The sequence below is a fragment of the Azospirillum himalayense genome (assembly GCF_042657465.1).
Classification (GTDB): domain Bacteria; phylum Pseudomonadota; class Alphaproteobacteria; order Azospirillales; family Azospirillaceae; genus Azospirillum; species Azospirillum himalayense.
Genome location: NZ_JBHSLC010000087.1, coordinates 1 through 24,463, shown reverse-complemented (window position 1 = coordinate 24,463; position 24,463 = coordinate 1). Strand labels below are relative to the sequence as shown.

Below are 24,463 nucleotides of genomic sequence, written 5' to 3'. Positions count from 1 at the left end.
ACCCGCGCCGCAGGCGTGGGAAGGGTGAGGGTGCCGGCAAGGATAAATCGCCGATTCTCGCATGACCCTCACCCGGCGCCTTTGGCGCCACCCTCTCCCGGGGCGGGAGAGGGAATCAGACAGTGTCAGCGTTTTGGAACGCCGACCGGGCGCAGCTCGTGCAGCAGCCAGACCAGCCCGGACACCAGCAGGATCGCGCCGGCCTGATGGGCGGCGCCCAGCGGGATCCACACGACGCTCAGCAGCGTGGCGATGCCCAGCCCGATCTGCACCAGCACCATCGCCGCGGTCAGCAACGCCACCCGCCCGGCCCGGCCCGGCAGACGGGCCACCCACACCCGCAGGGCCAGCCCCAGAACCACGAGGCCGGTCAGCAGCGCCAGCGCCCGGTGCGTCAGCTGGATGGCGGCGGTGTTCTCGAAAAAGTTGATCCACCAGGGCGTCAGGTTGGCGACCTCCGGCGGGATGACGTGGCCGGCCATCAGCGGGAAGGTGTTGTAGGCCAGCCCGGCGTCCGTCCCGGCGACGAAGGCGCCCCAGACGATGGTGACGCCGGTCAGCCCCAAGGCCCAGCGCGCGTGCTTGCGCAGCCGGCCGGACTCGGTCGCCCAGCCGGCCAGCGGCAGCGGGTCGAGAATCCCCAGCGCGGTGCGCAGCAGCAGCCCGTAGATCACGATCGCCGTGCCGAGATGCAGCGCCAGCCGGTAGTGGCTGACGTCGGGCCGGTCGACCAGTCCGCTCTTGACCATGTACCAGCCGATCACCCCCTGGAGCCCGCCGAGCAGGAACAGCCCGGCCAGCTTCGGCCACAGGTCGGCGGGGATGCGTCCGTTGACCCAGAAGCGCAGGAAGGGGATCAGGAAGACGAAGCCGATCAGCTGGCCCCAGAAACGGTGGAACCATTCCCACCAGAAGATCTGCTTGAAGGCCGCCAGATCCATCGCCGCGTTGTGGATGCGGAACTCCGGCGTGGTCTGGTAGAGGCCGAAGACGCGGTTCCATTCCGCTTCCGACAAAGGCGGCAGGATGCCGATCAGCGGCTTCCACTCCACCATCGACAGGCCGGATTCGGTCAGGCGCGTGATGGCGCCGATCACCGCCATGGCGAAGACCATCGCGCAGCAGACGAGAAGCCAATAGGCGATGGGGCGGGTGGAGGCCGGGTCGCGGACGTCTTTCCCGGCGAGGGCGGGGGCGGTGATGTCGGTCACGGACGGGCGGCTCCGGATGATGCGGACAAGGTCCGGGGGGATAGGGACCTCCGGCTCATGTGGGGTGCGGCAGCGGCTGCGTCAAACGGACACGGGTTACCCCGCCGCACCGGACATCGGTTTCGGGTGAAGGCGGCGCGCCGTGGGTGTTACAAATATCAGTCTTACCAACGGCTTCGGATGCGGGGCGGCGATGGCGGACCTCACCCTCGGCTTCGGCCTGTCGTTCCACGAGCTTTACGGGCAGGACGGGCTGGCCCGGCTCGACCGCGCCTTCCTCGCCCGGCTGTCCGACACGGACGTGGCGCTCGCCAACCGGCTGCTCTCCGCCCGCGCCCAGCCCGACCGGCTGGAGGTCCGGGCGGAAAGCGACCTGCTGATCGCGCTCGCCCCCCACGCCGAGGATTTCATCGGCGATCTGTTCGGCATCCGCGCCGCGCTCGACGAACTGCGCGCCCGCCACACCGAGCTGGCGCCGCTCTACACCGCCAAGCGCCTGTTCGTTCAGCGCCGCGCCGCCAAGGCGGTGAAGCCGGAGGCGGTCGCCGCGCTCGACGGGGCGGAACTGGCTGCGCGGCTGGAGGACTGGCTGGGCGGCCCGCTGACTGAAGCTGGCTTCGCCCGGCAGGTGCTGGCCTGGATGGAGGACGAGGCGGCCCACGCGGATCAGCTGGACAGCGCCGCCCAGTACGCCGCCTGGGCGGTCTTCAGCGAGGCCGGGCGCGCCCGGCACGGCGGCGGCGTGCTGTTCCAGGTGCCGCACCGCACCGACCCGCAGCGTCTCGTCCCGGTGGAGACGGTGGAACGGCACGGCGTCACCATGATGCGCCTGCCCGAAGACGCCTGCCGCGAGCGCCAGGGCTTCCACCTGACCGACCCCGGCACCGATCTGGCCGGGGCGCTGGACGAGGCCAACTACTGCATCTGGTGCCACAACCAGGGCAAGGACAGCTGCTCCAAGGGGCTGCGCGACCGCAAGACCGGGGAGTTCCAGAAGAGCGCCTTCGGCGTCGCGCTGGCCGGCTGCCCCTTGGAAGAGAAGATTTCCGAGATGCACGCGCTGAAGGCCGAGGGCGTGCCCATCGGGGCGCTGGCCGTGGTGGTGGTCGACAACCCGATGTGCGCGGCCACCGGCCACCGCATCTGCAACGACTGCATGAAGGCCTGCATCTATCAGAAACAGCAGCCGGTGGACATCCCGCAGGCGGAGACCCGCACGCTGAAGGACGTGCTGGAGCTGCCCTGGGGCTTCGAGATCTACAGCCTGCTGACCCGCTGGAACCCGCTGGACCTGCGCCGCCCGCTGATGCGGCCGGACAGCGGCTGCAAGGTGTTGGTGGCCGGGCTGGGGCCGGCGGGCTTCACGCTGGCGCACCATCTGATGAACGACGGCCACACGGTGGTCGGCATCGACGGGCTGAAGATCGAGCCGCTGCCCGCCGATCTTTCCGGCGTGCTGCCCAGCGGCACGCGGGTGCCCTTCCGGCCGATCCGCAACGTGCGCGACCTCTACGACCGGCTGGACGAGCGGGTGATGGCCGGCTTTGGCGGCGTCGCCGAATACGGCATCACCGTGCGTTGGAACAAGAATTTCCTGAAGGTGATCCGGCTGCTGCTGGAACGCCGGGCAAGCATGACGATCATCGGCGGGGTGCGCTTCGGCGGCACGCTGACCATCGACGGGGCGCTGGAACTGGGCTTCGACCACATCGCCCTGTGCATGGGGGCGGGCAAGCCGACCGTCGTGCCGATGGCGAACGGGCTGGCCCGCGGGGTGCGGCAGGCCTCGGACTTCCTGATGGGTCTGCAGCTGACCGGGGCGGCCAAGCCGGACAGCATCGCCAACCTCCAGGTCCGGCTGCCCATCGTGGTGATCGGCGGCGGGCTGACCGCCATCGACACGGCGACGGAGGCGCTGGCCTACTATCCCGTCCAGGTCGAGAAGTTCCTCTCCCGTTACGAGGTTCTGGTGGCCGAGCGCGGGGAGGCGGCGGTGCGCGCCCGCTGGACGCCCGACGAGGCGGACCTTGCCGACGAGTTCCTGGCCCACGCCCGCGCCATCCGGGCGGAGCGCCTGGAGGCGGGGGAGCAGGGGCGCGAGCCGCGCGTCGCGGCGCTGCTGCAATCCTGGGGCGGCTCGACCATCGCCTACCGCCGGCGGCTGATCGACAGCCCCAGCTACACCCTGAACCACGAGGAGGTGGCGCACGGGCTGGCCGAGGGCATCCGCTTCCTGGAATGCGCCGCCCCGCGCGGGGTGGAGATCGACGAATCGGGCGCCGCACGGGCGATCCACCTCGCCATCAGCCCGGTCGGGCCGGACGGGGTGGTGGCGCCCGCCGCGGTGGACGCGCGGCTTCCCGCCCGCACCATCCTGGTCGCCGCCGGCACCCAGCCGAACACCGTCCTGGCCCGCGAGGAGCCGGAGTGGGTGGAGCTGGACGGGCGCTCCTTCCGCGCCATCGACGAGGACGGCCGGCCGGTGACCCCGGAGCGGCAGGCCAAGCCGGCCCAGGCGCATGTCCTGATGGCCCGTGCGCCGGACGGGCGGTTCCTCAGCTTCTTCGGCGACCTGCACCCGTCCTTCGCCGGCAATGTGGTGAAGGCGATGGGCGGGGCGAAGCGCGGCTATCCGGTGGTCAGCCGGGCGCTGGCCCGCCGGGCGCCGACCGCCGTGACGCCGGAGGCGCTGGTGCGGCGCCTGAACGCCGAGCTGCGGCCCCTGGTGCACAGCGTCACCCGCCTGACCCCGACCATCGTGGAGGTGGTGGTGAAGGCCCCGGCCGCAGCGCGCCGTTTCGAACCCGGACAGTTCTACCGGCTGCAGAATTTCGAAACGCTGGCCCAACGGATCGGCCGGACCACGCTGGCGATGGAAGGGCTGGCCCTGACCGGCGCCTGGGTGGATAAGGAGGCCGGGCTGCTCTCCCTGATCGTTCTGGAGATGGGCGGCTCGTCCGACCTCTGCGCCCTGCTCAAGCCCGGCGATCCGGTGGTGGTGATGGGGCCGACCGGCGCCCCGACCGAGATTCCGGAGGGCGAGACGGTGGCGCTGGTCGGCGGCGGGCTGGGCAACGCCGTGCTCTTCTCCATCGGGCAGGCCTGCCGGGCGCACGGCAACCGGGTCGTCTACTTCGCCGGCTACAAGCGGATGGAGGACCGTTACAAGACCGACCAGATCGAGGCCGCCGCCGACCGCGTCGTCTGGTGCTGCGACGAGGCGCCGGGCTTCACGCCGTCGCGCCCCGGTGATCTGAGTTTCGTCGGGAACATCGTGGAGGCCATGCGTGCCTACGCGGCGGGCGAGCTGGGGCCGGCGGACATCTCGTTGGAAGCGGTGGACCGGATCGTCGCCATCGGTTCCGACCGCATGATGGCGGCGGTGGGGGCGGCCCGGCACGGCGTGCTGAAGCCGCACCTGAAGCCCGGCCACGCGGCCATCGGCTCGATCAACTCCCCCATGCAATGCATGATGAAGGAAATTTGCGCCCAGTGCCTGCAACGGCACACCGACCCGGCGACCGGCGCGGAGACGGTGGTCTTCTCTTGCTTCAACCAGGACCAGAGCCTGGACCGCGTGGATTTCGCCAACCTGAACCAGCGGCTGCGCCAGAACGCCGTCCAGGAAAAGCTGACCGCCCAATGGATCGACCGCGGCCTGCGGCTGACCGGCCAAAGGAAAGGGTGAGGGGGACGTTCTTTCCCTCTCCCGTCCCGGGAGAGGGTGGCGCCGAAGGCGCCGGGTGAGGGTAAGGCCGAGAATCAAGGCGCTGATCCTTGGCATCACCCTCACCCTTCCCACGCTTGCGCGTGGGCCCCTCCCCTCTCCCGGGGCGGGAGAGGGGGACGCGGGAACGTTCACGCGCCCGTGGCGGTGCTGACCGCCGTCTGGGGCAGCGGCGTGGTGGCGCTTTCGAACAGGTCGGCCTCGGCGGCGCGGCGCTTCACCAGACCCGGAAGCTGCGTCTTGACGCCGTTGACCGTGGCGTAGACCCAGCGGCCGAACTGGCCGGCCGCGCCCTCGTAGTCGCCTTGGTTCAGCAGGCGCAGCAGGGTCGAGCACTGCAGGCTGCCGGCCCCCAGGTTGAACACGAAGGAGGCCAGCGCGCCGCGCTGGTCCGGGTTCAGCGCGACGGTGACCAGCTTGTCGATCTGGGCGGCGGCGGCGGTCAGGTCCGACTGCAGGAAACCGTCGGCCTGGGCGGAGGTGATGCTCTGCCCCAGCTGAACCCCGGCGGTGTGCCCGTAGCCAATAGTCGGCACCCCCGCCGGGCACAGATAGGCGTTGAGATAAAGACCCTCGAAATGCTTCACAAGGTTGACCGCTTCTTCGCAGACCGGCGTCGTCATGATCGTCATCCCCCAGCTTGTCGTGGACGTGCATCGGCACGGTTTGATCGTGCTGGGAGGAGGGTAGTCGAAGAATTTAACGCCTAAAAATAGTTTATTTTTTCACGTTTACCCGCAATGGGAGAAGTCGCTCCGCCGTCAGTTCCAGCGGAATTCCGCGGCCACCGCGCGGGCCTCTCCCGGTGTGATCAGGCGGTGGGTCGCCAGCTTCACCGAATGCAGCTTGCCGTCCAGGTTGGCCTGCCAGAAATCCAGGAACCGGCGCAGCACCGGGTAGGCGGGAGCGATGTCCAACTCCTGCCAGAGATAGCTTTGCAGCAGGTGCGGGTGGTCCGGCATGTGGTACAGAATCTCCGCCGTGGTCAGGCGGTAATCGCGAAGCTGAAGCCCCAGACTGGCCATGCTCTGCCTCCGTGATGGTGGAACCGGTGGCGTCCTTCCGCTGCGTCCTGATGATTCTTTTGTGAAAGTGTGCCGTTCGCGGCTGCGGCAGGCAACAAAAATTTTTCTTCTTTTTCAACGGATTAGCAGCAAGACGGGATGACTGCTGCCAGGAATCGCACCGATTGCCGCAACGACCCTCTTGAATCAAAACCGCAGCTCGATTAGCTGTCTGGCACTCGCCGGGGGAGAGTGCTAACAGCCCCGAGCCCGGCGCCGATCCTTTCATCAATAAGCCTTGATCCTGGAGGCATCCCCATGAAGTTCCGTCCGCTGCACGACCGCGTCGTCGTCAAGCGTCTGGAGTCCGACACCAAGACCAAGGGCGGGATCATCATCCCCGACACCGCGAAGGAAAAGCCCCAGGAGGGCCAGGTGGTCGCGGTGGGTCCGGGCGCCCGTGACGAGAGCGGCAAGGTCGTTGCGCTCGACGTGAAGGCCGGCGACCGCATCCTGTTCGGCAAGTGGTCGGGCACCGAGGTGAAGATCGAGGGCGAGGATTTCCTCATCATGAAGGAATCCGACATCATGGGCGTCGTCGAGGCCTGAGCCTCCGCCCGCGCTGAGCGATCCAACCCCCCGAATTTCAAGGAAGTGAGCAATGGCTGCCAAGGAAGTTAAGTTCTCCGCCTCCGCGCGCGAGAAGATGCTGCGCGGTGTGGACATCCTCGCCGACGCCGTGAAGGTGACGCTGGGTCCGAAGGGCCGCAACGTCGTGATCGAGAAGTCCTTCGGCGCTCCGCGCATCACCAAGGACGGCGTCTCGGTCGCCAAGGAAATCGAGCTGTCGGACAAGTTCGAGAACATGGGCGCCCAGATGGTGCGTGAGGTCGCGTCGAAGACGAACGACCTGGCCGGCGACGGCACCACCACGGCGACCGTTCTGGCCCAGGCCATCGTCCGCGAGGGCGTGAAGTCGGTGGCCGCCGGCATGAACCCGATGGACCTGAAGCGCGGCATCGACCTCGCCGTCGAGACCGTCGTGGCCGACATCCGCGGCCGCGCCAAGAAGGTCACGACCAACGACGAGATCGCCCAGGTCGGCACCATCTCCGCCAACGGCGAAGCCGAGATCGGCAAGATGATCGCCCAGGCGATGGAGAAGGTCGGCAACGAGGGCGTCATCACGGTGGAAGAGGCCAAGAGCCTCGAGACCGAGCTGGACGTCGTCGAGGGCATGCAGTTCGACCGCGGCTACCTGTCGCCGTACTTCATCACCAACGCCGACAAGATGATCGCGGACCTCGAGAGCCCGTTCATCCTGCTCCACGAGAAGAAGCTGTCGGGTCTGCAGGCCCTGCTGCCGGTCCTCGAGGCCGTCGTGCAGTCCTCGCGTCCGCTGCTGATCATCGCCGAGGACGTCGAGGGCGAGGCCCTGGCGACCCTGGTCGTGAACAAGCTGCGTGGCGGCCTGAAGGTCGCCGCCGTCAAGGCCCCGGGCTTCGGTGACCGCCGCAAGGCGATGCTGGAGGACATGGCCATCCTGACCGGCGGCCAAGTCATCTCCGAGGATCTCGGCATCAAGCTCGAGAACGTCACCATCGACATGCTGGGCACCGCCAAGAAGGTCGTGATCTCCAAGGAGAACACCACCATCGTCGACGGCGCCGGCTCGGCCGAGGACATCCAGGCCCGCATCGGCCAGATCAAGGCGCAGATCGAGGAGACCACCTCGGACTACGACCGCGAGAAGCTGCAGGAGCGTCTGGCGAAGCTGGCTGGCGGCGTTGCCGTCATCCGCGTCGGCGGCGCCACCGAGGTCGAGGTGAAGGAGCGCAAGGATCGCGTTGACGACGCCATGCACGCCACCCGCGCCGCGGTGGAAGAGGGTGTCGTCGCCGGCGGCGGTACCGCTCTGCTGTACGCCACCAAGGCCCTGGAAGCCCTGAAGCCGATCAACGACGAGCAGCGCGTCGGCATCGAGATCATCCGCCGCGCCCTGCAGGCCCCGGTCCGTCAGATCGCCTACAACGCGGGCACCGACGGTTCGATCGTGGTCGGCAAGCTGCTGGACCAGAACGACGCCAACTTCGGCTACGACGCCCAGAAGGGTGAGTTCACCGATCTGGTCGCCGCCGGCATCATCGACCCGGTGAAGGTGGTTCGCACCGCCCTGCAGGACGCGGCCTCGATCGCCGGCCTGCTGATCACCACCGAGGCGATGATCGCCGAGAAGCCGGAGAAGAAGGCTGCTCCGGCCGGCATGCCGGGTGGCATGGACGACATGGGCGGCATGGGCTTCTGATAGCCTGCGTCGAAAAGCTCACGTCATCCACGACGTTTGCGGAAAGGGCGGTCCTTCGGGGCCGCCCTTTTCCGTTCGGGGATCTCCCTGACGGACAGGGTGCCGCTGGCCGGTGGTCCAGATTGGAACGCTTCCAAACTGTTGGCGTTGACAACGGACCGGACGTCCCCTGGGGCGGGCCGGCTCTTGCTGCTGTTCAGGGAGAATGCGATGGCTGACCAATCGAAGACTCTGACCAATCGTCAGGGCCATCCGATCACGAACAACCAATCCCAGCGCACTGTGGGAAGCCGCGGGCCGGCGACGCTGGAGAACTACCAGTTCCTGGAGAAGATCACCCATTTCGACCGCGAGCGCATCCCAGAGCGCGTGGTCCACGCCCGTGGTTTCGTCTGCTACGGCGAGTTCGAGGCCACCGGCAAGATCGGCGACGAACCGGCGTCCAAATACACCCGTGCCAAGCTGTTCCAACAGGCCGGCAAGAAGACCCCGCTGGCCATCCGCTTCTCCACCGTCATCGGCGGGCGCGATTCGTCGGAGGTGGCGCGCGACCCGCGCGGCTTCGCGGTGAAGTTCTACACCGAGGACGGCAACTGGGATCTCGTCGGCAACAATCTGCCGGTCTTCTTCATCCGCGACGCCATCAAGTTCCCCGACGTCATCCATTCGCTGAAGCCCGATCCGGTGACCTTCCGCCAGGAGCCGAACCGCATCTTCGACTTCATGAGCCAGACGCCCGAATCCATGCACATGCTGACGCATCTGTTCAGCCCGCGCGGGATTCCGGCCAACTACCGGCACATGGAAGGCTTCGGCGTGAACACCTACAAGATGGTGAACGCCAATGGCGACACGGTGTTGGTCAAGTACCACTTCCACCCGCGCTGCGGCGTCGCCTCCCTGACGGCGGACGAGGCGGCGAAGGTGCAGGGGCAGGATCTCGGCTCCGCCTCCAAGGACCTCTACGAGGCCATCGACCGGGGCGATTACCCGCAGTGGGACATGTATGTCCAGATCATGGAGGACCACGACCATCCCGAACTGGATTGGGACCCGCTGGACGACACCAAGATCTGGCCGGAGTCGGACTTCCCGCTGCGCCACGTCGGCGTCATGACGCTGAACCGCAACGTCGAGGATTTCTTCAACGAGAACGAACAGATCGCCATGGGCACCGGTGTCCTGGTGGACGGGCTGGATTTCTCCGACGACAAGATGCTGGTCGGGCGGACCTTCTCCTACTCCGACACGCAGCGCTACCGGGTCGGCACCAACTACCTGCAATTGCCGATCAACCAGGCCAAGAACGCCGCGGTCGCCACCAACCTGTCGGGCGGCAGCATGTCCTACCGGCGCGATCTGGCGCCGGGGCAGAACCCGCACGTCAATTTCGAGCCGTCCATCCACAACGGCCTGAGCGAAGCCCAGCGGGAGGAACCGAACAACCCACCGGAAATCCAAGGCCGCCTGACCCGCAGCGTGATCGAGCGCCGCAACGATTACGTTCATGCGCGGGGCCGCTACTGCACCATGATGGACTGGGAGCGCGACGATCTGGTCCTGAACATGGGCACGCTGCTCGGCCAGTGCGAACGCGACGTCCAGGAACGGATGCTCTGGCACTTCTTCCTGATCCATGACGACTACGGCAGTCGGGTGGCCGGCATGCTGGGCATGACCGCCGCCGACGTCGCCGGCTTGGCCCCCCTGCCCAAGCAGGTGCTGACCGACGAGGACCAGAAGCGGCTGAAGGCGCTGGGCAGGAACGGCGACACGCTCGACCCGAAGGCTTGGGGCCAGTGGACCGGCTCCGTGAAGGTCCACCGCGCCACGGCGGACGAGGTGGTGAAGGGCATGCCATCCGGCGCGCAAGGCGGCATGACCAGCCAAGCCGCCGATTAGGCGCAACCTAAGATCATCAATTGGTTGGCGTCCCGATGGGGGCGGCGGGCTGTCCCGCCGCCCCTTTTTCATGCCGGCACCAATGACTGTTTCGAGTAGGCACAATTCGTGTACGGACATGCGGCAAGTTGCCGCGCGACACGCCTGTCACTGGTATCACCAGAGTTGGGCATGCCACTGTCATTTTGCATCAAGGCATTAGCCAAAATATTAGAACTTCGATAAGGGAGAAGTGCGATGTCCATGCGTGCTGCCGTGTCGTTCGCGGCCATGCTGGCGGCCTCCGTCGCCACCTTCGGCGCGCCCGCGTTCGCCGCCGACGAACCGATTTCGCCGATCGAGCCGGCGAAGGTCACCAATCCCGGATTGGTTGAACTCGGCAAGAAGCTGTACTTCGATCCCCGGCTGTCCAAGTCCGGCTTCATCTCCTGCAACTCGTGCCACAACCTGTCCATGGGCGGCACCGACAACCTGAAGACCTCCATCGGCCACAACTGGCAGCAGGGCCCGATCAACTCGCCGACTGTGCTGAACTCCAGCCTGAACGTCGCGCAGTTCTGGGACGGCCGCGCGCTGACGTTGCAGGAGCAGGCCGGCGGCCCGATCGCCAACCCCGGCGAGATGGGCTCCACCCACGCCCTGGCGGTCGAGGTGCTGCGCTCCATCCCCGAATACCAGAAGGAATTCGGCGAGGTCTTCGGCGAGACCAAGATCACCATCGAGGAGGTGACCAAGGCCATCGCCGCCTTCGAGGAGACGCTGGTCACGCCGAACTCCCGCTTCGACCAGTGGCTGAAGGGCGACAAGAAGGCGCTCACCACCGTCGAGCTGGAAGGCTACGAGCTGTTCAAGGACTCGGGCTGCACCGCCTGCCACAACGGCTCGGCTGTCGGCGGCAACACCTTCCAGAAGATGGGCGTCGTCGAGCCCTACAAGACCAACAACCCCGCCGAGGGCCGCATCGCGGTGACCAAGGAGGAGGCCGACCGCTTCAACTTCAAGGTTCCGACGCTGCGCAACGTCGCGCTGACCTACCCCTACTTCCACGACGGCGAGGCCGCGACGCTGTCCGACGCCGTGGACGTCATGGGCCGCATCCAGTTGGGCAAGAAGTTCTCGCCCGACGAGAACGGCAAGATCGTTGCCTTCCTGAAGACGCTGACCGGTGACCAGCCGAGCTTCGCTCTGCCGATCCTGCCGCCGTCCACGGACAAGACGCCGAAGCCGCATCCCTTCGACTGACGGGTTGGGAGGCTATTCCCTCTCCCCTCCGGGGAGAGGGTTAGGGTGAGGGGGTTGCGCGTTTCCGGCACGTCCGGCAAACGCGCAACCCCCTCACCGGCCCTTCGGGCCACCCTCTCCCCAGAGGGGAGAGGGTTGAAGATTGCCAGGGTGTCCAGGGTATCGACATGCGGTGGGGATGGAAGACGGCGGGCGGCTTCGGGGCGCTCGCGCTGGCCGGTCTGGTGGGCGTCGTCGTCGGGGTGGTCGGCTGGGGCGGCTTCAACACCGCGATGGAAGCGACCAACAGCATGGAGTTCTGCGTCTCCTGCCACGAGATGCGCGACAACGTGTATGTCGAGTACAAGACCTCGCCGCACTACCAGAACGCTTCCGGCGTAAGGGCGACCTGCGCCGACTGCCACGTCCCGCGCGACTGGACGCACAAGGTGATCCGCAAGGTGCAGGCGTCGGGCGAGTTGTACCACTGGCTCATCGGCTCCATCGACAGCAAGGAGAAGTTCGAGGCCAAGCGCCACACGCTGGCGCGCCGCGAATGGGACCGCATGCGCGCCACCGACAGCCAGGAATGCCGCAACTGCCACTCCTTCGGCGCCATGGACTTCCACAAGCAGACGCCGAAGGCGGCCAGCGCCATGGAAGGGGCGGAGAAGGCCGGCAAGACCTGCATCGACTGCCACAAGGGCATCGCCCACAGCTTCCCCGACGTCACCGCCGGCCATCGCCAACTCTTCGCCGGCCTGTCGGATCAGGCGAAGGCTTTGGCCCTGAAGCCCGGTGACACCGCCTACGCCCTGACCAGCCTCGCCCTGTACGGCGCGCCGCCGGCACCGGGGGCCTCCGGGGATGGCGAGATTGCCGCGGCGACGCCGGTGACGATCCTGGCGGCGGAAGGCGGTGCTCTCAAGGTGGAGATCACCGGCTGGCAGCGCGGCAGTTCCGCCCAGACGCTCTACGCCCAGCCGGGCAAGCGCATCACCACGGTCAAGCTGAACGCGGCGGCGGCCGGGCAGACGGCCGCGCTGCGCACCGTCACCGATCCCGAGACCGAACAGGAGTGGACGGAGGTCCGCCTGACCGCCTGGACCGGGGCGGGCGGCTATGTGGGCGCGCTCGGCGCGCTGTGGGATTACGGCGCGCGGGTCTATGACGCCAACTGCTCGCTCTGCCACACGCTGCACCCGCCGGCCGACTTCGACGCGAACGCCTGGATCGGCAAGATGAACGCCATGAAGCGGCTGACCCGGCTGGACGAGGAGGAGGGCCGGCTGCTGCTGACCTATCTGCAGAGCCATGCAAAGAACGGCGCGCGATGATCGCTGCGGCGAGAACCCGAAGCTGCTAAGAGGGGTTTTCTACCACGGGCCGGCGCTGAACGCGCCGCGCCCGCCGGCAGACGACCACTTGAGAAAGAGGACCCCCGCGATGTCGACTCTGCACAAACAAGCCATGGAAGCGGTGCTTCAGGCCGCCTCTCACGACATCGTCGGCACGCTCCAGGAGCGTGGCGTCACCGACAAGCACAGCGAGGAGGGCGACCTCGTCGTTCTCGACGTCGCGATCCTGCACGCCTACCGCATCTTCATGCGGATCTGCGAGGAGAACGGGCTGGAGGTGGACGCGGGCTATTTCGCCGACATGGCCAACGACCTTGCCGACGAGGTGGCCCAGGAGGACGACGCGGACTGATCCGGTCCCGCGCCGCCGATTCCCGCTTCTTGAGTGCCCCGGTCCCGTCCGACGCTGCTTTTTCCTTTGGCGAAGGCGGTGCGGACGGGACCGGTCGACATCTTCACCCCTCGGGGGACCCGATGACCGACGCCCCTGACACCGTTTCCTCTCCTGGCGCCTTCTCTCCCGACGCCTTCTCTCCCGATGTCGCGATCATCGGCGCCGGCCCGGCCGGGCTGATGGCGGCGGAGGTCATCGCCGCGGCGGGCCGCTCGGTCGCCGTCTATGAACGGATGCCCACCCCGGCGCGCAAGCTGCTGCTGGCCGGGCGCGGCGGGCTGAACCTGACCCATTCCGAAGCGCTGGACGCCTTCACCGCCCGCTACGGCGCGCAGGCCCCACTGTTCGCCGATCTGCTGGCCGGCCTCTCCCCGGCGGACCTGCGCGACTGGGCGGCGGGGCTCGGGATCGAGACCTTCGTCGGCTCCAGCGGGCGCGTCTTTCCGGTGCAGATGAAGGCCTCCACCCTGGTCCGCGCGTGGCTGCGCCGGCTGGAGGGGCTGGACGTCACCTTGCACACCCGCCACCGCTGGCTGGGCTGGGATCAGCAAGGCGCGCTGCGCTTCCAGCGCGGCGACGGCACTGAGACCACCGTCACCCCGCGCGCCACCCTGCTGGCGCTGGGCGGGGCGAGCTGGCCGCGCACCGGCTCCGACGGCGCTTGGACGGACATTCTCGCCGCGCGCGGGGTGGACATCGCGCCGCTGCGCCCGTCCAACATGGGCTTCGAGGTCCCGTGGTCCGATCACCTGCGCGAACGCTTCGCCGGCCAGCCGGTCAAAAGCGTCGGCCTCGCCTTCGGCGACCGGCGGCTGAAGGGCGAGTTCATCATCACCGAGACCGGCATCGAGGGCGGCGCCATCTACGCGCTGAGCGCCCCCTTGCGCGACGCCATCGAGCGCGAGGGCTGGGCCGCCCTGACCATCGACCTGATGCCGGACCTGCCGGAGTCGGCGATTGCCAAACGGCTGCGCCGCCGCGGCGCGGAGTCGCTGTCCACCTTCCTGAAGAAGGCGCTGTCGCTGACCGGCCCGCGCGCCGCCCTGCTGCGCGAATTCACCCCGGCGTCGGAGCTGTCCGATCCGGCGGCGCTGGCCCGCCACATCAAGGGCCTGTCGATGGTGCTGACCGGCGTGCGGCCCATCGAGCGCGCCATCTCCACCGCCGGCGGCGTCCGACTGGCGGAGCTGGACGCGTCGCTGATGCTGACCCGCCTGCCGGGGACCTTCGTCGCCGGGGAGATGCTGGATTGGGAGGCGCCGACCGGCGGCTACCTCCTCCAGGGCTGCTTCGCCATGGGCGCACGGATGGGGAAGGGCGTGCTGGGGTATCTGGGGGCTGAGTTTTCGCCCCTACCCTTGCCCCCTCCCTAACCCTCCCCCGCTTCGCAGGGGAGGGGACCAAATCTCCCTCCCCTGCGACAGCGGGGGAGGGCCGGGGTGGGGGCAATACGTTCGCCCTCACCGCACCGGATTGCCGTAGTCGTACTGCACTTGGGGCGCGCTGCCCTTGCCGGTCAGGCTTTCGATCAGCGAGCCGATGCCGCCCGCCACGCCGCCCGCCACGCCGCCCGACGACCCGCGCGCCGGGGCCGCCGCCGGGGTGGCGCGGGCGGGCTCCGCGATGCCGGACGCGACATAGGCGGGGGCGCCCTCCATCCCCGGCAGGGGGCGGGGCGGGCGTCCGGCGTGGGCGTCCAGCATGAAGCCCTGCCACAGCTTGGCCGGCAGCGAGCCGCCGGTGACCCGCTTCATCTCGGCGTTGTTGTCGTTGCCCAGCCACACCCCGGCCACGAGGTCGGCGGTGAAGCCGACGAACCAAGCGTCGCGGTAATCCTGGGTGGTGCCCGACTTGGCCGCCGCCGGGCGGTCGAGCTTGGCCGACTTGCCGGTGCCGTACTCGATGACGCCGGTCATCATGCGGGTGAGCTGCACCGCGTGCGCCGGGTCGACCACCGGGACGGAGCCGCCGGCCTGCCGCCGGTACAGGACGTTGCCGTCGCGGTCCCTGATCTCGGTGATGGCGTAGGGCCAGACCGGCGCGCCGCGGTTGGCGATGCCGGCGTAGCCGCGGGTCAGCTCCAGCAGGTTGACCTCGCTGGTGCCGAGCGCCAGCGACAGGTCCTTGCCGAGCGGCGAGTTGATGCCCAGCCCCGCCGCCACCCGGCGCACCCGCTCCACCCCGATGCGGTCGATGATCCGCACGGTCGCGGTGTTGGACGAATGGGCCAGCGCGTTGGCCATGGTGACGGTGCCGCGGAACTTGCCGTCGTAGTTGCCGGGGCTCCAGCCGCCGATGCGGACCGGGGCGTCCTCGACCGGGCTGTCCGGCGACCAGCCGGCCTCCAGCGCCGCCAGATAGACGAAGGGCTTGAAGGCCGATCCGGGCTGGCGCATCGCCTGGGTGGCGCGGTTGAACTCGCTGTTGTCGTAGTCCCGCCCGCCGACCAGGGCGCGCACCGCGCCGTCGGTGGTCATGGCGACCAGGGCGCCCTGGCGGGCGTTGGCGGCGGCGCCGGGGCCGGACAGGATCTCCTCCAGCCGCTGCTCCGCCGCGCGCTGAAGCTTGAGGTCCAGCGTCGTGCGCACCACCACGTCGCCGTGGCCGGAGCCGACGAAGGCCGAGACCAGCTCCGTCACCCAATCGGCGAAATAGCGCCCGTCGCCGCCCGGCTTGCGCTTGGCCGACGGCGGGGCGTTGCGCGCCGCCTCCAGCTCCTGCGCGGTGATGAAGCCGGCGTCGACCATGGCGCCCATCACGACGCGCGACCGCTCCGCCGCCTCGTCCGGGTTGGAGGATGGGGCGTAGCGCGAGGGTGCCTTGAGCAGGCCGGCGATGATCGCCGATTCCCGCAGGTCGAGCTGGGTCGCCGGCTTGCCGAAATAGGTGCGCGCCGCCGCGTCCACGCCGAAGGTGCCCGCCCCCAGATAGACGCGGTTCAGATAGGCGGTGAGGATCTGGTCCTTGGTGAAGCGGTGCTCCAGCCACAGCGCCAGCATGGCCTCCTGGATCTTGCGCTTCAGCGACTTCTCGGGCGTCAGGAACAGGTTCTTGGCGAGCTGCTGGGTGATGGTGGAACCGCCCTGCGCCGAACGCCCGGACCGCCAGTTGACGTAGAGCGCGCGGGCCAGACCGATGGGGTCGACGCCGAAATGCGAGTAGAAGCGCCGGTCCTCGATGGCCAGCACGGCGTGGATCAGATGCGGCGGCAGGTCGCGCACGCCCAGCGTCGTGCCGTGCAGGTCGCCGAAGCGCGCGAACTCCGCCCCGTCGGCCGCCAGCACGGTGACCGAGGCGCGCCGCTCGAACTGCGCGACCTTGGAGATGTCCGGCAGGTCCAGGGCGAACCAGGCCAGCACCGCGCCCAGCGCGATGCCGCACCACACCCCGGCGACCGTCCCGGCATAGACCAGCGTGCCGAGGATCGACCGCCGTCCGCCTCCTTTGGCGGTTTTCGGAGCGGCCTTGCGCGGCGGGGGAGCGGGCTTGCGCTGCTTCTCAACCTTGGGCTTTTCGGGCTTGGGCGCGCGTTTGGGCAGGCGGGGGCGCAGCGCCGGTTCCTCGCCGCGCGTCTGGATGGGGCGCGGCCCCGCAAAGAGTTCGCCCGGTCGATCGTTGCTCACGGCGCGGTCGCGGCCCCCAAGAAGTCCATGCCCGATGTAATCTGTGATGGAAAGCTATACGCCGCCGCCCCGTTGCGACGAAAGAGCGCCCTCGAAAGAGATAAGATTTGTCCTAGCACCGTTGCAGATGGATGACGGGGGTGGAAGAAAAGCCGCCGTGGACTGTTGTTTCCATGAATAAGCGTTGACGCAGCGGAGAGCCTGTTCATGTCGAAGCCCCTGACCGTTTCCATTCCCCACAAACTCGGCCGGGACGAGGCGAAGCGGCGCGTGGCGGAGGGGGTGGGGCAGGCCCGCTCCCACCTCGCCGCGGTCGCCAGCAGCATGGACGACCATTGGACCGACGACCGCGTGGATTTCCGCGTGGTGGCGATGGCCCAGACCGTCACCGGCTTCATCGACGTGCAGGACGACAGCGTCACCGTGGAGGTGCAGCTTCCCTGGGCGCTCGGCCTGCTGGCCAACAAGGTGAAGGACCGGCTGCAGAGCAAGGGCACGCTGCTGCTGGAGAAGAAGTAAAGTCCCTCTCGCGCCCGCAAGCGGGCACTGACGGCGTCAGGCGGCCTTTGGCCGCCGAGAGCCCCGGGAGAGGGAAGGGGCCCGCGCGAAGCGTGGGAAGGGTGAGGGTGCTGCCAAGGATCAGCGCCTTGATCCTCGCACGACCCTCACCCGCCCGCTCTCGCGGGCACCCTCTCCCGGGGCGGGAGAGGGACAAGGCTACTCGGGCTTGCCGATCAGCCCGTGCTTCTTCAGCAGCCCGCGAAGCTGGTGGTAGCCGAGCCCCAGCGCCTCGGCGGTCTGGCGCTGATTGAAGCGGTTGCGCTCCAGCGCCGTTTCCAGCAAGCCGGACTCGAAGCGCCGCACCTGCTCCTGAAAGTCTCCGGCGGCAACGGGCGGCGCCTCTTCCGCGACCGGTGATGGGGCGGACACCGCCGGCGCCGCCGGCCGCCAAGCGGAGGCGAAGGGGTCGAGCAGGACTTCCTCCACCAGCCCCTCCGGGTCGGACGCGGCGACGGACCGCTCCACCGCGTTGCGCAACTCGCGCACGTTGCCCGGCCAGCCATGGTCCAGAAGCTGCTCCAGCGCCCGCGGAGCGAAGCCGGGGAACAGGGACCGGTCCAACTCCCGCACCATGCCCAGCGCGAAATGCTCGGCCAGGATGGGGATGTCCTCGCGCCGGGCGCGCAGCGGCGGCAGGGTCACCACGTCGAAGGCCAGCCGGTCCAGCAGGTCGGCGCGGAACCGTCCGGCCTCGGCGAGTGCCGGCAGATCGGCGTTGGTCGCCCCGATCACCCGCACATCGACGGTCTGGGTCCGCCCGCCGACCCGCTCGATCTCGCCATACTCCACGGCGCGCAGCAGCTTTTCCTGAACGGCGGCGCTGGCCGTGGCGATTTCATCCAGGAACAGCGTGCCGCCGTCGGCCTGCTCCACCCGCCCAATCTGCCGCCGGATCGCCCCGGTGAAGGCCCCGGCCTCGTGCCCGAACAACTCAGAGTCGAGAAGGCTCTCGGTCAGGGCGGCGCAGTTCACCTTCACGAAGGGGCGGTCCCAGCGGCGGGACAGATAGTGCAGGCGGGCGGCTATCAACTCCTTGCCGGTCCCGCGCTCCCCGATGACCAGCAGAGGGCGCTCCAGCGGCGCCACACGGGAGACGTGGGCGAGGACCGCGTGAAAGGCCGGGGACTCCCCGAGCAGGGACGGCGGATTGGGTTGCATGGTCAAAAGAGCGAAGAGTTGGCGAATTTCTTCATACTATCGCGGAAATGGCAATGCTCCAACCCCGGGCGCCATCCACCCGCTCCACGAAATCCAGGGCTTTGCAGGAGTTCCCGGCTTTGGCACGGCCATTGCGTAGAGAGGGACCAAACAAGGAGACCCGCATGAGCCACTACAGCGATTACCACCGCCGTTACACCCGCGAGGCCCGTCCGCTGGCGGCGCGCATCCGGACCTACCTGACCAGCCGCCCGACCGAGAGCTGGGCGTTCTTCGCCGCCGGCCTGCTGATCGCGACGATCCTCGGCTGACGAAGACCAAGCCCGACCGACAAGCGACCAAGAACGGACACATCCCCATGAGCATCTTTTCGCGCCTGACCGACATCGTGCAGTCCAACCTCAACTCCCTGCTCGACCGCGCGGAGGACCCGGAGAAGCTGATCCGTCTGATCATCCAGGAGATGGAGGACACGCTGGTCGAGGTGCGCTCCTCCACGGTGAAGATCATCGCCGAGCGCAAGGAGATCGAGCGCCGCATCGCCGACCTGCACCGCGAGCGCGACTCCTGGGACCGCAAGGCCGAGACCGCCCTGACCCATGACCGCGAGGACCTCGCCAAGCAGGCGCTTCTGGCCAAGTCGCGCGCGGCCGAGGAGGCGGACGTCCTGACCGCCCAGCTGGCCCAGGTCGAGGAGGCCCTGTCCAAGTCCAACGAGGACATCGGCCGCCTGCAGGCCAAGCTGACCGACGCCAAGAACCGCGAAAAGGCGCTGGTCGCCCGCACCAAGACGGCGGCCAACCGCGTCCGCGTGCGCTCCACCCTGCACGACGAGCGGATCAACGACGCCTTCTCCCGCTTCGAGCAGGTGGAGCGCAACCTCGACGAGCTGGAGGGCCGCGTGGAGGCCTACGACGTGGGCCGCACCAAGACGCTGACCGAGGAGATCGCGGAGCTGGAGGCCGACAAGAAGGTCCAGGACGAGCTGGCCGCGCTGAAGGCCCGGGTCGCCGCGCGCCGGGGAAGCTGATCCCACGCCGGCCTCAAGACCGGTGTGGGTGTTGAGCCCCCTCTCCCGCTGCCCGGCGGGAGAGGGGTTTCCCAAACAACAAGAAAGGCCGTCCCCCGATGAGCGGTTTCAGCTTCGTCCTCGCGGTGCTCTTCATGACCGTGGTGGCACCGCTTTGGATCATCTTCCACTACATCACCAAATGGCGCGGTCAGCGCGGGTTGTCGGCCCAGGATGAGCAGCTCCTGGCCGAACTGTGGGACATCTCGAACCGCTTGGAAGGACGCATCCACGCGCTGGAACGGGTGCTCGACGCGGAGTCGCCCAACTGGCGCGACAAGCTGTGAGCCTGCCGTATTCCACACTCATTCCGACCTGACGGGAGCCCGACGATGGACCGTTCTTCGCCCTACGACTCGCCCAACCCGCACCGGCTCTACCGTGATCCGCAGCGTGGCGTGGTGGGGGGTGTGTGCGCCGGCATCGCCGATTATTTCGGGTTCCGGCCCGGACTGGTGCGGCTGGCCCTGGTGCTGGGCCTGTTCTTCTTCATGCCGCCGGTGATCCTCGCCTACGTGATCGCGGTGCTGGTCCTGCCGGTCAAGCCGCCGGCGGTCTACCGCAATCCGGATGAGGAGGCCTTCTGGCGCGGCGTATCGATCAAGCCCGACCGCACCCTGGCCGGCCTGACGCAACGCTTCCGCGATTTCGAAAAGCGCGTGGGAAACCTGGAAGCGCATGTCGCTTCCAAAGAATACGAACTCAACCGCGCGATCCGCAACCTGGACCGCTGACGGCAGCCCCGGAGCGCCTCCGGGGCAAAGCCGCCGCCTGACCGCAGCGCCGCGTGACGCGGCGCCGGACGTTCAGCGCCGACGGCGGTTCCGGCTGCGCACGCGCACCGGCTTCATGGCCGGGCGGGCGGCAGCGAGACCGGCGAGGGCCGCAGCCATCGCCCCAACGAGCACGACCAGATCGAGATCCATCATGGCTCCTCCGCTTGACCCGATCAGAATGACGCAACTGTGAAGGACATGGTAGCGAAAAGAGGTGACAGCAACCGTCCGTCCGGCAGATGACCGCCGCCGGGGATCCCTCAAACGGGGAAGCCTATCCGTCCGGGTCATCAATCGAGGTAGGGCTTCACCGAAAGAATGGAGAAGCCCTTGTGCTCGGGATGGCGAGCGTTGGTCTTCTCCCGTGCCTTCGTTTCGTCCAGTCCCCAGACCGGAAGCGGCGGCCCCTTTTCCAGCGCTTCAGGGCTGTCTTTTCTTGGGCCGTCTTCTCCAGTCCGCCAGTGACGCGCGTGGCGTGACGCTGGATCAGGGGCGGGCCGGTGCCGTCGGCTCGTTCGCGACGCACACGCGGTCCCGTCCGGCCAGCTTGGCCTCGTAGAGCGCGGCGTCGGCGCGGCGCAGGGTCAGTTCGATGGAGGGCTCCGCCGCGCTCCACTCGGCCACGCCTAGGCTGGCGGTGATGGGGATGGCCCGGCCGTCGGTCACCACCGGGCTTCCGGCGATGGCGGCGCGCACCCGCTCGGCCACGATGCGGGCTCCGGCAAGGTCGGTTTCCGGCAGCAGCGCGACGAACTCCTCCCCGCCGAAGCGGGCGATCTGGTCAGAGGTGCGCAGCGCCTCGCGGGCGCGGACCACCGCCGTGCGCAGCGCCTCGTCCCCGGCGGCGTGGCCGTGGCCGTCGTTGACCGCCTTGAAATTGTCGAGGTCGAGTAGGATCACGCTCAGCCGCCGCCCGTGGCGATGCGCCCGTCCCAGCTCCGCCGCGGCAAGATCCAGGAAATGCCGGCGGTTCCACACGGCGGTCAGCGGATCGACGGTGGCCAGCCGCTCCAGCTTGGCGTTCGCCGCCTCCAGCGCGCGGGTGCGTTCGGCGACGCGGGCCTCCAGCGTCTCGTTGGCCTCGCGCAGCCGCTCGTACAGGCTGACGTTGGCGAAGCTGAGGGCGATCTTGGAGGCGAACACCTCGACCAGCCCACGGTCCACCTCGTCCAGCGGACGGTCGGTGTGAATCCACGCCGCCACCTCGTGCCCGTCCGGCACGCGGATGAACAGGGTCGTCTCGTTGGGCCCGTAATGGCTTTGACGGCTGCGGAAGGCGTCGGTGATGCGGGCGGCGAGAGCCGGCGGGATCGCCGCCCCGGGAGTCGCGCCCCCGGTCGGCGACGCCGTCTGCCCGGCCGCGTCGGCGTAGCAGCCGGCCCCGGCCAGCACGTAGAACGCACCATCGGGCAGCGGTCGGCCGGCGGCGCCGCGCTGGGCGCAGAGAATGGCGTCGGGCTTCACCCGCAGGAAGGCGGACAACTGGGTCAGCACCCCGGCCGCGAACTGCTGCATGCAGCGCAGTTCGAACAGCCGGTCGGTGGACTGGATGATCTGCTGAAGCCCGCGGCGGTTGGTCTCCAGCGCCACGATGTCGGCGTAGGCGCGCAGCGCCGCGACGACGGAGGTGAACAGTTTCTTCGCGGTCAGCTCCGCCTTGGACTTGTAATCGTTGATGTCGTAGGCAAGGACCACGTCCTCCTCCGGCGCCTGTCCCGGCTGGCCGGTGCGCAGGATGATGCGGATGGCGTGGTTGTTCAGCTCCTCGCGGATGGTGCGGACCAGCCGCAGACCGGCGTCGTCCGTCTCCATCACCACGTCGAGCAGGATGATGGCGACGTTGGGGGTGCAGCGCAGGATGGCCGCGGCCTCTCCCGCCGACAGGGCGCTGACGAGCGACAGGCGCCGCCCCTTGTAGCGCAGGCCCCCCAGCGCCAGCCGGGTGACCGCGTGAACTTCCGGATCATCGTCGGTGATCAGCACGATCCACGGCTCCGCCCCGTCCTCGGGCGGCGGCGGTTGGTCGTCGTCTGCGAACAGAAGGTCGGTTTCCATGCTGTGCGTTCCGCCCGTCCTGCCCGTCCGTTCAGCCTGCCCGTCCGTTCGGCCCGTTGCCGGCCGACAACCGGTTCCCCGGCGGTGCCGGTCAGGGTTTGCCACGCGGATTGCTGCCATTCAGCGGTAACCGATGCAACTTCACCTGCGCAACGGGTTCGTTGTCCTTATGGAATGAATTTCGTCCTTTCGCAACCGTCGGTCCGCGGCGTGTCGTTTGACCACGATCAAAGCGGGCGGCGGCGGCGGGTGGCAGACTGCGTTGAAACGGGATGGCCGCAAGCCATTTTTCCGCAAGTCTGTGGAGCGGGTGTTGCGAATGTTGGATCGTCGGATGTTTCTCACGGCCATGGGGGCGAGCCTGACGGTGGGCGCTCTGGCCATCGCGGTGCGCAGCTTGGCCGGCACTTCTCCCGCTTCGGCCTCCTCCGCGGCCAAGCCGGAGGTGATGGTGTGGAAATCGCCGACCTGTGGCTGCTGCGGCGGCTGGGTGGACCACATGCGGGCCGCCGGCTTCCCGGTGACCGTGCAGGAGATCGACGATGTGGAGCCAGTGAAGATGCGTCTCGGCGTGCCCGCCCGGCTCCAGTCCTGCCACACCGCCCTGGTCGGCGGCTATGCCCTGGAAGGCCATGTGCCCGCCGACAGCGTGCAGCGGTTGCTGCGCGAACGTCCGGCGGCGGTCGGTCTTGCCGTTCCCGGCATGCCGCAGGGCTCGCCCGGCATGGAGACGGGGGTGAAGGACCCCTACGACGTTGTGCTGTTCGGTGGGGCGGGTGGCGACAGCGTGTACGAGCGGCGCTGACCCTTCCGGGATAAGCCCGATACGCACTGCCCTCGGGGCTTGCCCTTCCGTTCCTTGCTCCCAGCGGTCGGCCTTCCAAAGGTCGGCCGGCTCGGCGGAACGGAGGGAACGGCGTGACCACAGCATTCGACCTCGTCATCATCGGCTGGCTGAACGGCTACAGCCGCGCCAGCATGGCGGCGGACAAGACCATCTATGTCATTGCCCAAAGCGACCTGCTGAAGGGCGGCGTGCTGATGGCGCTGCTGTGGTGGTGCTGGACCCGGCGCAGCGGGCGGCTGATCGGGCCGGACCTCTATTCGGTGAAGACCATCGCCGGGGCGCTGCTGGCCATCGCCGTCGGGCGCGGGATGCAGAACTTCCTGCCGATGCGCCTGCGCCCGGTCCATGATCCGGAACTGGGCTTCGTCGTTCCCTATGATGTGAACGCTTGGGCGGTCGACGGCTGGAGTTCCTTTCCCAGCGACCACGCCGTGCTGTTCTTCGCGCTGGCCGCGGCCCTGTGGTGGTCGAGCCGGCTGGTCGGGGTCTTCGCCTTTCTATGGACGCTGGTGGTGATCTGTTTGCCGCGCGTCTATCTGGGGCTTCACTTCCCGACGGACATTCTGGCGGGCGGGGTGGTCGGTGTTCTCATCATGGCGGCGGTGCTGGCCGTCCCGGTGCCGGAGCGGCTGACCCGCCGCGTCCTTGATTGGCAGGAGACGCAGCCGGGGATCGTCTACGCGCTGGCCTTCCTGGTGACGCTTCAGATGGCGACCCTGTTCGCCAACGCCCGGCGGCTGATCGAGGGGGCGATGACCGTCCTTCTCGGTTCGTGATGCGGTGCAGCGAAAAAAACGCGGAGCGATGAAAAAAGCGCTTGCCGGGCTAATCCAACCCGCCTATAACCCGGCTCCCACGACGCCGGGGCCGCTGAGAAGCGCGACGGCGGCAAGGGATCGGCAGAGATGCCGAAGACGAGACGAAGTAAAGTTTGGCCGGCGTGAAAACAAAGGCTTGACAGACCGCTTCGGATCTTCTAGATAAAGCGCCCCGATACGCCGCACCGAACTCCGGTGACGCAGCGCGAGACGGGCAGCGGTCCTGATCAGGGATCGCGGGATCTTGGAAATCGTTGATACCGTGTTGTGAGAAGGGATGCGCAGGCGGCGGTTTTGGCCGTTGGTCGCGGACCGGTTCCGGAAGGGGCTGGCATCGCGGGTCGCTTGAGCATCTCGGTCAAGCAGTAAGAGACGAACAGTTTCGAAAGCTTGGGTGAGGTCGCGTTGAGCGGCCCTGTCAAGTGGATGCTTCG

Annotated in this window: 22 protein-coding genes; 15 read left to right on the top strand and 7 right to left on the bottom strand. The window is 68.2% G+C overall.

The features are described 5' to 3' along the window. Window positions 1-125 precede the first annotated feature (125 nt). Window positions 126-1,211: a COX15/CtaA family protein gene (locus tag ACFPMG_RS25195; protein ID WP_376998001.1), complete on the bottom strand. Its 1,086-nt coding sequence runs from the start codon at window positions 1,209-1,211 to the stop codon at window positions 126-128. 193 nt (window positions 1,212-1,404) lie between these two features. On the opposite strand from ACFPMG_RS25195, the gene ACFPMG_RS25190 reads away from it, so the two are divergent. Then, window positions 1,405-4,899, top strand: a complete 3,495-nt coding sequence (locus tag ACFPMG_RS25190; protein WP_376997999.1) for a pyridine nucleotide-disulfide oxidoreductase — start codon at window positions 1,405-1,407, stop codon at window positions 4,897-4,899. Between the two features lie 170 nt (window positions 4,900-5,069). On the opposite strand, the gene ACFPMG_RS25185 is transcribed toward ACFPMG_RS25190, so the two are convergent. Together ACFPMG_RS25185 and ACFPMG_RS25180 are read right to left on the bottom strand one after the other, a co-directional pair. Continuing rightward, window positions 5,070-5,561 (bottom strand): lysozyme, encoded by a 492-nt coding sequence (locus tag ACFPMG_RS25185; RefSeq protein WP_376997998.1) that lies wholly within the window; start codon window positions 5,559-5,561, stop codon window positions 5,070-5,072. Window positions 5,562-5,699: 138 nt separating this feature from the next. Next, complete coding sequence (locus tag ACFPMG_RS25180) at window positions 5,700-5,963, bottom strand: usg protein (RefSeq protein WP_376997996.1); 264 nt, start codon at window positions 5,961-5,963, stop codon at window positions 5,700-5,702. A 297-nt stretch (window positions 5,964-6,260) separates the two neighbouring features. Between ACFPMG_RS25180 and groES the strand changes: the two genes are divergently transcribed. From groES to ACFPMG_RS25145, 7 genes are all read left to right on the top strand, one after another. Continuing rightward, entirely contained in the window at window positions 6,261-6,551 is a 291-nt protein-coding gene (groES, locus tag ACFPMG_RS25175; protein WP_014239088.1) for a co-chaperone GroES, read from the top strand. A 52-nt stretch (window positions 6,552-6,603) separates the two neighbouring features. After that, on the top strand, window positions 6,604-8,247 hold the full coding sequence (gene groL, locus ACFPMG_RS25170; RefSeq protein ID WP_014239089.1) for a chaperonin GroEL: 1,644 nt from the start codon (window positions 6,604-6,606) through the stop codon (window positions 8,245-8,247). Window positions 8,248-8,457: 210 nt separating this feature from the next. After that, entirely contained in the window at window positions 8,458-10,149 is a 1,692-nt protein-coding gene (locus tag ACFPMG_RS25165; RefSeq protein ID WP_376997995.1) for a catalase, read from the top strand. A 237-nt stretch (window positions 10,150-10,386) separates the two neighbouring features. After that, a complete protein-coding gene (locus ACFPMG_RS25160; protein WP_376997994.1) occupies window positions 10,387-11,391 on the top strand; it encodes a cytochrome-c peroxidase in 1,005 nt (334 codons plus the stop codon). Window positions 11,392-11,558: 167 nt separating this feature from the next. Next, window positions 11,559-12,707, top strand: a complete 1,149-nt coding sequence (locus tag ACFPMG_RS25155) for a NapC/NirT family cytochrome c (protein ID WP_376997993.1) — start codon at window positions 11,559-11,561, stop codon at window positions 12,705-12,707. Window positions 12,708-12,816: 109 nt separating this feature from the next. Continuing rightward, window positions 12,817-13,080 (top strand): hypothetical protein, encoded by a 264-nt coding sequence (locus ACFPMG_RS25150; RefSeq protein ID WP_114861593.1) that lies wholly within the window; start codon window positions 12,817-12,819, stop codon window positions 13,078-13,080. A 122-nt stretch (window positions 13,081-13,202) separates the two neighbouring features. Continuing rightward, window positions 13,203-14,495 (top strand): BaiN/RdsA family NAD(P)/FAD-dependent oxidoreductase, encoded by a 1,293-nt coding sequence (locus ACFPMG_RS25145; protein ID WP_376997992.1) that lies wholly within the window; start codon window positions 13,203-13,205, stop codon window positions 14,493-14,495. Between the two features lie 87 nt (window positions 14,496-14,582). On the opposite strand, the gene ACFPMG_RS25140 is transcribed toward ACFPMG_RS25145, so the two are convergent. After that, entirely contained in the window at window positions 14,583-16,745 is a 2,163-nt protein-coding gene (locus tag ACFPMG_RS25140) for a transglycosylase domain-containing protein (protein ID WP_376997991.1), read from the bottom strand. A gap of 207 nt (window positions 16,746-16,952) precedes the next feature. On the opposite strand from ACFPMG_RS25140, the gene ACFPMG_RS25135 reads away from it, so the two are divergent. Beyond that, complete coding sequence (locus ACFPMG_RS25135) at window positions 16,953-17,264, top strand: polyhydroxyalkanoic acid system family protein (RefSeq protein ID WP_014239097.1); 312 nt, start codon at window positions 16,953-16,955, stop codon at window positions 17,262-17,264. A 198-nt stretch (window positions 17,265-17,462) separates the two neighbouring features. Here the strand turns inward: ACFPMG_RS25135 and pspF are convergent, their stop codons facing one another. Next, a complete protein-coding gene (gene pspF, locus ACFPMG_RS25130; protein WP_376997990.1) occupies window positions 17,463-18,464 on the bottom strand; it encodes a phage shock protein operon transcriptional activator in 1,002 nt (333 codons plus the stop codon). A gap of 164 nt (window positions 18,465-18,628) precedes the next feature. On the opposite strand from pspF, the gene ACFPMG_RS25125 reads away from it, so the two are divergent. The 4 genes from ACFPMG_RS25125 to pspC all read left to right on the top strand — a co-directional run bounded on the left by ACFPMG_RS25125 (window position 18,629) and on the right by pspC (window position 20,267). Continuing rightward, entirely contained in the window at window positions 18,629-18,775 is a 147-nt protein-coding gene (locus ACFPMG_RS25125; RefSeq protein WP_014239099.1) for a hypothetical protein, read from the top strand. 47 nt (window positions 18,776-18,822) lie between these two features. Next, window positions 18,823-19,494, top strand: coding sequence for a phage shock protein PspA (gene pspA, locus ACFPMG_RS25120; RefSeq protein WP_035670837.1), 672 nt, complete (start codon window positions 18,823-18,825; stop codon window positions 19,492-19,494). 98 nt (window positions 19,495-19,592) lie between these two features. Then, a complete protein-coding gene (gene pspB, locus ACFPMG_RS25115) occupies window positions 19,593-19,820 on the top strand; it encodes an envelope stress response membrane protein PspB (RefSeq protein ID WP_109067670.1) in 228 nt (75 codons plus the stop codon). A 45-nt stretch (window positions 19,821-19,865) separates the two neighbouring features. Next, window positions 19,866-20,267: an envelope stress response membrane protein PspC gene (gene pspC, locus ACFPMG_RS25110; RefSeq protein ID WP_094307182.1), complete on the top strand. Its 402-nt coding sequence runs from the start codon at window positions 19,866-19,868 to the stop codon at window positions 20,265-20,267. A 72-nt stretch (window positions 20,268-20,339) separates the two neighbouring features. Here the strand turns inward: pspC and ACFPMG_RS25105 are convergent, their stop codons facing one another. Both ACFPMG_RS25105 and ACFPMG_RS25100 read right to left on the bottom strand, forming a co-directional pair. Further along, window positions 20,340-20,462, bottom strand: a complete 123-nt coding sequence (locus tag ACFPMG_RS25105; protein ID WP_014239103.1) for a hypothetical protein — start codon at window positions 20,460-20,462, stop codon at window positions 20,340-20,342. Between the two features lie 333 nt (window positions 20,463-20,795). Then, entirely contained in the window at window positions 20,796-22,364 is a 1,569-nt protein-coding gene (locus tag ACFPMG_RS25100; protein WP_376997989.1) for a diguanylate cyclase, read from the bottom strand. Window positions 22,365-22,698: 334 nt separating this feature from the next. Between ACFPMG_RS25100 and ACFPMG_RS25095 the strand changes: the two genes are divergently transcribed. Both ACFPMG_RS25095 and ACFPMG_RS25090 read left to right on the top strand, forming a co-directional pair. Further along, a complete protein-coding gene (locus ACFPMG_RS25095) occupies window positions 22,699-23,169 on the top strand; it encodes a DUF411 domain-containing protein (RefSeq protein ID WP_376997988.1) in 471 nt (156 codons plus the stop codon). Between the two features lie 113 nt (window positions 23,170-23,282). Further along, window positions 23,283-23,987 carry a phosphatase PAP2 family protein gene (locus ACFPMG_RS25090; protein WP_376997987.1) on the top strand — a complete coding sequence of 235 codons (705 nt, stop codon included), beginning with the start codon at window positions 23,283-23,285 and terminating at the stop codon, window positions 23,985-23,987. Window positions 23,988-24,463 lie beyond the last annotated feature (476 nt).